The sequence below is a fragment of the Falsiruegeria mediterranea M17 genome (assembly GCF_900302455.1).
Lineage (GTDB): Bacteria > Pseudomonadota > Alphaproteobacteria > Rhodobacterales > Rhodobacteraceae > Falsiruegeria > Falsiruegeria mediterranea.
In genome coordinates this window covers 369,185-377,752 of sequence record NZ_ONZG01000005.1, presented here as the reverse complement: position 1 = coordinate 377,752, position 8,568 = coordinate 369,185, and the positions used below count along the sequence as shown (strand labels likewise).

9 protein-coding genes and 1 pseudogene are annotated in these 8,568 nt (G+C 56.9%); 2 read left to right on the top strand and 8 right to left on the bottom strand.

The window, feature by feature from the left end; all coding sequences use genetic code 11:
- Positions 1 to 126 (top strand): annotated as a pseudogene (locus TRM7615_RS12520) (bifunctional methylenetetrahydrofolate dehydrogenase/methenyltetrahydrofolate cyclohydrolase); the annotation flags it as partial.
- Between the two features lie 82 nt (positions 127 to 208).
- On the opposite strand, the gene TRM7615_RS12515 reads toward TRM7615_RS12520, so the two are convergent.
- The gene (locus TRM7615_RS12515; RefSeq protein ID WP_108787948.1) at positions 209 to 1,060 is read right to left on the bottom strand and encodes an EamA family transporter; all 852 of its coding nucleotides are present in this window, start codon (positions 1,058 to 1,060) and stop codon (positions 209 to 211) included.
- Positions 1,061 to 1,199: 139 nt separating this feature from the next.
- Between TRM7615_RS12515 and TRM7615_RS12510 the strand changes: the two genes are divergently transcribed.
- The gene (locus TRM7615_RS12510; protein ID WP_108787946.1) at positions 1,200 to 1,619 is read left to right on the top strand and encodes a group II truncated hemoglobin; all 420 of its coding nucleotides are present in this window, start codon (positions 1,200 to 1,202) and stop codon (positions 1,617 to 1,619) included.
- 20 nt (positions 1,620 to 1,639) lie between these two features.
- Here TRM7615_RS12510 and TRM7615_RS12505 read toward each other — a convergent pair whose 3' ends face one another.
- From TRM7615_RS12505 to TRM7615_RS12475, 7 genes are all read right to left on the bottom strand, one after another.
- Positions 1,640 to 2,299, bottom strand: coding sequence for a type 1 glutamine amidotransferase (locus TRM7615_RS12505; RefSeq protein WP_235824081.1), 660 nt, complete (start codon positions 2,297 to 2,299; stop codon positions 1,640 to 1,642).
- 130 nt (positions 2,300 to 2,429) lie between these two features.
- Positions 2,430 to 3,758 carry a type III glutamate--ammonia ligase gene (gene glnT, locus TRM7615_RS12500; RefSeq protein WP_108787942.1) on the bottom strand — a complete coding sequence of 443 codons (1,329 nt, stop codon included), beginning with the start codon at positions 3,756 to 3,758 and terminating at the stop codon, positions 2,430 to 2,432.
- 79 nt (positions 3,759 to 3,837) lie between these two features.
- Positions 3,838 to 5,166 (bottom strand): FMN-binding glutamate synthase family protein, encoded by a 1,329-nt coding sequence (locus TRM7615_RS12495; protein ID WP_108788018.1) that lies wholly within the window; start codon positions 5,164 to 5,166, stop codon positions 3,838 to 3,840.
- Between the two features lie 20 nt (positions 5,167 to 5,186).
- Positions 5,187 to 5,870 (bottom strand): GltB/FmdC/FwdC-like GXGXG domain-containing protein, encoded by a 684-nt coding sequence (locus TRM7615_RS12490; protein WP_108787940.1) that lies wholly within the window; start codon positions 5,868 to 5,870, stop codon positions 5,187 to 5,189.
- 1 nt (position 5,871) lies between these two features.
- Complete coding sequence (locus tag TRM7615_RS12485; protein ID WP_108787938.1) at positions 5,872 to 6,801, bottom strand: class II glutamine amidotransferase; 930 nt, start codon at positions 6,799 to 6,801, stop codon at positions 5,872 to 5,874.
- Between the two features lie 148 nt (positions 6,802 to 6,949).
- Positions 6,950 to 7,165 carry a hypothetical protein gene (locus TRM7615_RS12480; protein WP_108787936.1) on the bottom strand — a complete coding sequence of 72 codons (216 nt, stop codon included), beginning with the start codon at positions 7,163 to 7,165 and terminating at the stop codon, positions 6,950 to 6,952.
- A gap of 12 nt (positions 7,166 to 7,177) precedes the next feature.
- Positions 7,178 to 8,551 carry an ammonium transporter gene (locus TRM7615_RS12475; protein ID WP_108787934.1) on the bottom strand — a complete coding sequence of 458 codons (1,374 nt, stop codon included), beginning with the start codon at positions 8,549 to 8,551 and terminating at the stop codon, positions 7,178 to 7,180.
- Positions 8,552 to 8,568: the final 17 nt, after the last annotated feature.

Here is an 8,568-nt window from a genome sequence, read left to right as displayed (position 1 = left end):
GCCGGCGCCATCACCCCGGTTCCCGGCGGCGTCGGCCCGATGACCATCGCCTGCCTGCTGGCCAACACGCTAACCGCCTGCTGCCGCGCAAACGGCCTGACGGAGCCAGAAGGCCTGACTGCCTGAGCGAAGCGGGAAGGAGGGCGCAGCGCGTCAAGGTTATGCTCTTCGTCGTTCCGGCGCGGATACATCGCAAAGTGTCGAACCGTCAGGCGCTGAAGGCAAGATAGCCGATGCCCGCAAAGGCAACGATACAGCCAAGCCATTGGCTATTGGCCATGCGCTCTTTTAAAATGGCCCAGGCAAGCACAACCGTGAGTAGGCCAAAAACAGAGGCCGCCACTGAGGCATATTGCGCATTTGGCAACCCGCCAGCAGCCACCACACTCAGGATCGCGATAGCATCCAGCACGCCCATCACGCATAAAAGCGGAAGAGCTTTTACCCCAGGCCACATCGATCTGCGCGAGACAAGAGTAATCGCGAGCAGCGCGCTGATCGCCGTTACACGCCCGATCAGGGATACATTAAATTCGTCGCTAAGCTCGGTCGCATACTGGCCCAAGGCAAAGGAGGCCGCAAACCCCGCAGCGGCCAGCATCGACAATGCAATTGTCGGCCCTGTTGCAGGATAAGAGGTGTCTGTATCGTCTGATTTTGCGGCGACAATCGAGACTCCAACTCCAATTGCGATGACGGCTAACCATTGCCAAATGCTGACGGTTGACCCTCGCCAAATCGCCACAGAAATCGACAGAACCGGATAACTTGCCACCACGGGGGCTACCAGCCGAACCGGCCCACGATGAAAGGCTGCGAACATGCTAAGCCCGGCCAAAAGATAGAAACCACCTGCAGCAATTGCATAGAAAACTGCATGTCCCGGCATGGGGGCAAAATGCCCCCAGGTGACAAGCAGCCCAAGTTGCAGGATGGCGCCAACAATCAACACAGTCATGAGCGATGCGACAATACTGACGGATTGACTGATGTATCTGACCGAAAGGTCATGAATACCCCAGCACAAAGCGGCCAGAAGTCCAAGAAGCAGGGCGCTCATTGCTGAGCCATGAGCAAGTGTTCGGGTGCGATCAGCATGAAGGTTTCCAGCAAACAAGTAGAGCCAATATGACACTGTTGATAAACAAATATTCCTGTTAAGCAATATTCTAAGCGACAAGATCTCGGAGATTGCACTTATGCCCTCGGCTTTGGATCAACTTGGTGGTGAAGATCAACTGCGCGCACTGGTTGAACGGTTTTATGATCGAATGGAGACGGATCCAGCTGCGCATGCTCTGCATCGACTGCATTTTCGAGGCCATGGGCTGAACCACACGAGACAGACCCAGTTCGAGTTCCTAAGCGGGTTTCTGGGTGGTCGGGCGTATTACCGTGAACGGTTCGGTCATATGGATTTGCGCGAAATTCACGCTCATGTACCGATCCGCGAAGCGGATGCAGAACTGTGGTTGGAAACTTTTGACGCGGCATTGGCCGATTGTGAAATGCAAGGTCCTGTCGTGGACAAGATGCGGGCCTCGTTGCGCCGCGCGGCATTGATGCTGGTCAACGATGTGCCTGACTGGCGGGGCGAGGCTGACAAAGGTCAGGTGTGACACAGAGTTTTGTGGTGGCGCTAAATCTGACGCAAGCGGTTGTAAATCTCGGACGTTGCTTTGAATTGATCCGCGGCGATCTCATTGCTCTCACGGGTCATAGTGCCAACTGCTTGCGCTGTCCCCAGCCATTCAACAGCACTTTGGTAGTTTGCCGGATCGCCCATCCAGGATTCAATAGTACCCCGCACAAGTTCGGGGTGAAATTGAACGCCCCAGGCGTTGTCGAACACGCGTAGGATTTGAACAGCACAGGTGTTTGATCGTGCCAGAACAACCGCACCCAAAGGCAGCTCAACCGCTTCGACCCCGTGCCACTGAAGAACTGGAAACTGATACTTTGACGCCTGAAAAAGCGGGTCGTGTCGTGCGGGATCAGTCAACGTTATCGGCAAGACGCCGATTTCCGGGGACGTCATTCGGGCGCACCGTCCGCCAAGAGCATCCACCAGCAACTGATGGCCCAGGCAAATCCCAAAAAACGGGCGCCTGAGGTCGAGTACCCATTCCCTGATCGCGCGTTTTTCAAGGGCTAGCCAAGGGTGAGCTTCGGTCTCCCACACATCCATAGGCCCGCCGAGGACCAGCAGTATGTCGAATACGTCAAGTTTGGGGATGTTCTGTCCATCATACAGATGCACGATCTGAGCAGTGTCGCCGTGCGACGCGATATGATCCACGAATGCGCCTGGGTTCTCTCCCGGTGTGTGTTGAAAGATCAAAACATTCATCAGGCAGCAGGTGTTGCTAAATCAAATAACAAAGGACCGCAGAAATACTGCGGCCCAGATGTTCGCGCGCGTCATCGGTTTAGATGTCGAGCGTGTGCTGCTTTTCCCACCGCGAAAAATGGGACACAAACGAATTCCATTCCTGGTTCTTCATCTTGAGATAAGCCGCCGAAAACTCGTCGCCCATCATGGACTTAAGCTCGGTGTCTTTGTCGTACTCGCGCATGGCATCCAGCATGTTCAGTGGCAGGCGCGGCGCGTCTTTTACGGTATGCCCTTCAGCGTACATGTCTATGTCGTGGCGTTTGCCGGGATCCGCTTTGGATCGGATGCCAGACAGACCGGCCGCGATGATGACCGCTTGAAGCAGGTAGGGGTTTGTCGCCCCATCGGGCAGGCGTAGTTCGAACCGGCCTGGACCGGGAACGCGAACCATGTGTGTCCGGTTGTTGCCCGTCCATGTCACGGTGTTGGGCGCCCAGGTTGCACCCGACATGGTGCGCGGTGCGTTGATCCGCTTGTACGAATTTACCGTCGGGTTGGTGATTGCGGCCAAGGCGCTGGCGTGTTTCATGATGCCGCCCAGGAAATGCTTGCCACGTTCAGACAACCCAACCTCGCCGGTTTGGCCATCGCCTTCACCCGCAAACACGTTGGTTTTGGCGTCCGCTCCGGGCGCGTCCCAAACCGAGATATGCGCATGGCATCCGTTACCGGTCAGCCCCTCGACGGGTTTGGGCATGAACGTCGCGCGCAGCCCATGCTTTTCGGCAACCGACTTGGTCATAAACTTAAAGAACGAGTGTTTGTCGGCGGTGCGCAGAACGTCATCAAACTCCCAGTTCATTTCGAACTGGCCGTTGGCGTCTTCGTGGTCGTTCTGGTAAGGGCCCCAGCCCAGTTCCAGCATATAATCACAGATCTCACGCACCACATCATAGCGGCGCATGACCGCCTGCTGATCGTAGCAGGGCTTTTCTGCCGTATCGAACGGGTCGCTGATCTGCTCGCCATCCGGCGTCAGCAAAAAGAACTCTGCCTCGATACCGGTTTTGACGTGCAGCCCCTCGGAGGCGGCTTCATCTATCAGGCGGCGCAACACGTTGCGGGGGGCTTGGGCGACGTCTTCGTCTTCCATGACGCAGTTACCCGCGACCCAAGCAACCTCCGGTTTCCATGGCAACTGGATCACCGATGATGGATCCGGCACCGCCAGCATGTCTGGATGGGCCGGTGTCATGTCCAGATAGGTGGCGAACCCGGCAAAGCCTGCGCCCTCTTCCTGCATGTCTGCGATGGCTTGGGCCGGAACCAGTTTTGCCCGCTGCCCACCGAACAAGTCGGTGAACGAGATCATGAAATACTTGGCGCCTTTTTCTTTTGCGAAAGCTGCGAGATCTGTTGTCACGATTGCTTTCCTTTCCCTGTTGTTTTTTGGTATTCAAAGCAAAAACGCGGCCCCCTTTCGGGAGCCGCGCAGCATCGGTTCAGAAGCCTTCCTTGCCGGGGTACCAGCTGGTACCAGCCAGCGGCACGCGGGCCATTGCAGCGGCCTCCATCGTCAAGGCACACAGATCCTCGGGTTCAAGGTTGTGCAAATGATTGTGTCCGCAAGCGCGCGCGATGGTCTGCGCTTCAAGTGTCATAACCTTGAGATAGTTACGCAGACGACGCCCGGCCTCGACGGGGTCAAGACGGGCTGCCAGTTCCGGGTCTTGGGTGGTGATGCCTGCCGGGTCCTGGCCCTCGTGCCAGTCGTCATACGCGCCGGTTGTGGTGCCCAGTTTCTGATACTCGGATTCCCATTTGGGATCATTGTCACCCAAAGCGACCAGGGCAGCTGTCCCGATCGCAACAGCATCAGCACCCAGGGCCAAGGCTTTGGCCACGTCTGCGCCGGTGCGAATGCCACCCGAGATGACCAGTTGCACCTCGCGGTGCACGCCCAGATCCTGCAACGCCTGAACGGCGGGGCGGATACAGGCCAGTGTCGGAATACCGACATGTTCAATGAACACATCTTGCGTGGCAGCAGTGCCGCCCTGCATCCCGTCCATGACCACAACATCAGCCCCGGCTTTCACAGCCAGCGCGGTGTCGTAATAGGGGCGGGTGGCCCCGACCTTGACGTAGATTGGCACCTGCCAGTCGGTGATTTCGCGCAGTTCAAGGATCTTGATTTCCAGATCATCGGGTCCGGTCCAATCCGGATGACGACAAGCTGAGCGTTGGTCAATGCCCTTGGGCAGGGTGCGCATCTCGGCCACGCGATCGCTGATCTTTTGACCCAGCAACATGCCACCACCACCGGGTTTTGCACCCTGACCGACAACGATCTCGATCGCATCAGCCTTGCGGAGGTCGTTGGGGTTCATACCGTAGCGCGAGGGTAGGTACTGATAGACCAGCTTGTTGGAATGACCGCGCTCTTCCGGGGTCATGCCGCCATCACCGGTGGTGGTCGAAGTGCCTGCAGCAGACGCGCCACGGCCAAGGGCTTCTTTTGCGGGGCCGGAAAGCGCACCAAAGCTCATGCCCGCAATGGTAACCGGAATGTCCAGCTGGATCGGCTTTTTGGCAAAGCGTGTGCCCAATGTGACCGAGGTGTCGCAGCGCTCGCGGTACCCTTCGAGCGGATAGCGGCTGACACTGGCGCCTAAAAACAGCAGATCGTCGAAATGAGGCACCTTGCGTTTGGCACCGCCACCCCGAATGTCATAAATGCCGGTGGCCGCCGCACGGCGGATTTCGGCATTGATCGGGTTGGTGAATGTCGCCGACTGGATCGGCAGGGTGCGGGGGATCTGATCGTCCATATCTTTCATACCCTTTGTCCTTAGTACGCGGCTGCGTTGTCGACGTCGAAGTTGTATAGTTGCCGGGCCGAGCCATAGCGCTTGAACTCTTCCGGTTTTGCGTCTGCGCCAGCCCTCTCAAGCAGGTCAGCCAGAATTTCCAGATGCTCGTGGCGCATTTCCTTTTCGACGCAATCCGCGCCAAGGCTCTTGACGGACCCGCGCACGAATAAGCGCGCCTCGTACAGGCTGTCACCGAGCGCATCACCAGCATCGCCACAAACCACAAGGTTCCCAGCCTGCGCCATGAAGGCCGACATGTGGCCAATATTGCCATGCACCACGATGTCGATCCCCTTCATCGAAATCCCGCAGCGCGAGCTGGCGTTGCCTTTGATGACCAGCAAGCCACCATGACCGGTGGCGCCCGCATACTGGCTGGCGTCCCCGTCGATGATGACCGTGCCTGACATCATGTTCTCGGCCACGCCCGGCCCGACCGAGCCGACAACATGCACGGTCGCCTGCTGGTTCATTCCAGCGCAGTAATAGCCGGTGGAACCTTTGACAGTGACTTCAATCGGGGCGTCCAGCCCAACGGCAATTGCATGGCTGCCTTTGGGGTTAACAATCTCCCAGCTGGTCTGGTTGGTTTCACCACTTTGGGCCTGCAGGATCGAATTCATGCCACGCAGGCCGTCCGCTTCTAGATCATAGGTCTGCATATCAGGCGGCTTTCTGACTAGGGGTGGTGCTGTCGTTGTGGGTCCAGAAATAGACTGTCGCGGGCTCAGGCTCCCATACGCGGGCGTCTTCGATACCCGGCAGGTTCACCAGCGCGCGATATTCGCTGCCAAAGGCCACGTATTGATCGGTTTCGGCCATAACAGCGGGTTTGCAGGCAATCGGGTCGCGCACGACGCCAAAGCCATCCTTGGTTCCAACAACAAAGGTGAAGAAGCCGTCCAAGTCATCCAGGCTGCTTTCCAGCGCCTCACCCAGAGAGGCCCCGTTCATCATCTTCCACGTCAGGTAAGCGGCCCCAACTTCGGTGTCGTTCTCGGTCTGAATGACCACCCCTTCGCGGCGCAGTTTGCGACGAAGCGAATTGTGGTTAGACAGGGAACCGTTGTGGACCAGACATTGATCCGACCCGGTATTGAACGGGTGCGCACCCATCGTGGTTACGGCGGATTCCGTTGCCATGCGCGTGTGGCCAATGCCATGGGTGCCGGTCATGCCGCTCAGGTTAAAGCGCTCTGCCACATCTTTGGGCAGACCCACCTCTTTATAGATTTCAAGGGTATCGCCCCGACTCATGATGCGCACATCGGGCCGGATTTCTGCAAGCGCATCGCGCGCAGCTTCAAATTGACCTGCCGGAATCTCCAACACGGTATGTGTGCTGATGTCGTTTTGCGTGACCGTCGCACCTAGGCTTTTGCCCAGATCTTCGGCCAAATTGGCAAAATCGGATTCAGCGTTTGGCGATTGTAACGTGATCTTGGTTTTGCCCTGCGCCCCATCGCCATAAATGGCAATGCCAGCACTGTCAGGGCCGCGATCGGTCATGGTGATCAGCATGTCTGTCAGCATATTGCCCAACTCGGGCGCAAGAGACTGATCTTTGAGGAACAATCCAACAATTCCGCACATGGCTGGCAGATCTCCTTGTGAGTTTCATTATGATTCTAAGGTACCAGCAAACATTTGGGACATCAATAATCATAGGAAAGTTATTTTCCTGTCATGCAATGTGCGAGAAGCAATGCTCCCCGCCCATTTTTGGCCTTTTACAGCACGATCAATATCGCTCGAGCTGTGCCTTCACCTTCTCTTCGTCCCCGGTGTGGCGCGCCTTTTCCAGATGCTCGCGTTCACGCACGAATTGAATGCGATGCCACCCGATCCAGAAGGCAACGCCGACGATGACCATCAAAACCTCGGACCCCTGAAAGGGATAGATTGCTCCGACGTCGGCCATGTCGACAGCCCAGTTTGAATATCCGTTCGTAGACATATCAGTTCTCCCTTACTTTGCAGCTACGCCGCGGTTGGCCAGTTCTTCCTTGTCAGCCGCGATGATCGCGGCTTTGGCGTCCTCGTAAGCGTGATGCTCGGCGTAATCGAGACCCTGCAATTCGACCTCTTCGGGGATCCGCAGAACCCCGGCAGCAGCCTGCATCTTGGCGACGGCCCAGCCTGGTACGAAACCAAGGACAAAGAACATGATGATGGCACCGATGAACTGACCGACCGGGTTGATCGCGGCGTACCCTTCATATGGCGACGACGGGACACCCCACAGGACAAAGCCCGAGATCACAAGGCCGACGAAACCGGCATAGCCGTGCACGGCAACCGCGCCGACCGCATCATCCAGCTTGAACTTGCGCTCCATCCAGTAGTGCAGCTTGTACACGATCACGACACCAACAGCGCCGATGATCATGGCCTGAATCGGGTGATACAGATCGTTGCCTGCAGATGCGGTGATGATACCGGCAAGACCGCCCGAGAAGGTCCAGAACGCGTCACCCTTGGAGATCACATAGGCTGCCATCAACCCGCCCGAGAGTGACATCAGGAAGTTGAATGTGATGCCCGACAGTGTGGTCGGTGCCAGATAGATGTTGGTTGCGGTCCAGGTTACGCCCGTGATCTGACCATCAATTCCTTCGGGTGAGATGACCGGAACATTGCACGCGGCATAGAAACCCCAGAAACCAGTGTAGATCAGGAAGATGCCAATGGTCAGCAGCCATGGATTGTGCGGAGGGATGTCCCGAGGTGTTCCATCCTTCGCAAATTTGCCCAGACGCGGCCCCAGAACCATGATCACGCCAAGCGCGTAACCCCCTGCAATCGCATGGATAACACCTGACGCATAAGCATCGTGATAGCCAAGTTCGCGCACCATCCAGCCGCCATAATGCCAGCCCCACGCCGCATCAATGATCCACCAGACCGAACCGATGAGAACGGCGTGTACCCAAAGCGCCGAAGAGCGGATCCTCTCGATCACCGAACCGGATACGATCGACGCAGCCGTCCAGGAAAACAGCAGGAACGCGGCCCAGAATACCCCTGTGATTCTGTCGCCTGCGTTGGGCCCCATAGTGTCTGCCCAAGGCAGGTTTGCGGCTCCGGATTCGGTGTCCAGCCCACCCCAGAACGGAAAGTTCGGGAACGCCCAGTAGATCCACCAGCCAAAGAAGAAGAATGTGACCGTGACCAGAGGAATGATCATGATGTTTTTCATCAATGTGTGCATGTGGTTACGTGCCCTGCTGGCGCCAACCTCGTACATGCAAAATCCAACATGGATCAGGAACATGAAAACAACCGTCACCCAGTAGTAAAACTCGGTAAACACAGTTGTGAGTGCGTTTAGATTACCGTCCACTTCTTACTCTCCCTTTT

Excerpts from the sequence above, each read along its gene's own strand:
- TRM7615_RS12515 (WP_108787948.1), bottom strand. The coding sequence starts at position 1,060 with ATGAGCGCCCTGCTTCTTGGACTTCTGGCCGCTTTGTGCTGGGGTATT.
- TRM7615_RS12510 (WP_108787946.1), top strand. The coding sequence starts at position 1,200 with ATGCCCTCGGCTTTGGATCAACTTGGTGGTGAAGATCAACTGCGCGCA.
- TRM7615_RS12495 (WP_108788018.1), bottom strand. The coding sequence starts at position 5,166 with ATGGACGATCAGATCCCCCGCACCCTGCCGATCCAGTCGGCGACATTC.
- TRM7615_RS12490 (WP_108787940.1), bottom strand. The coding sequence starts at position 5,870 with ATGCAGACCTATGATCTAGAAGCGGACGGCCTGCGTGGCATGAATTCG.
- TRM7615_RS12485 (WP_108787938.1), bottom strand. The coding sequence starts at position 6,801 with ATGTGCGGAATTGTTGGATTGTTCCTCAAAGATCAGTCTCTTGCGCCC.
- TRM7615_RS12480 (WP_108787936.1), bottom strand. The coding sequence starts at position 7,165 with ATGTCTACGAACGGATATTCAAACTGGGCTGTCGACATGGCCGACGTC.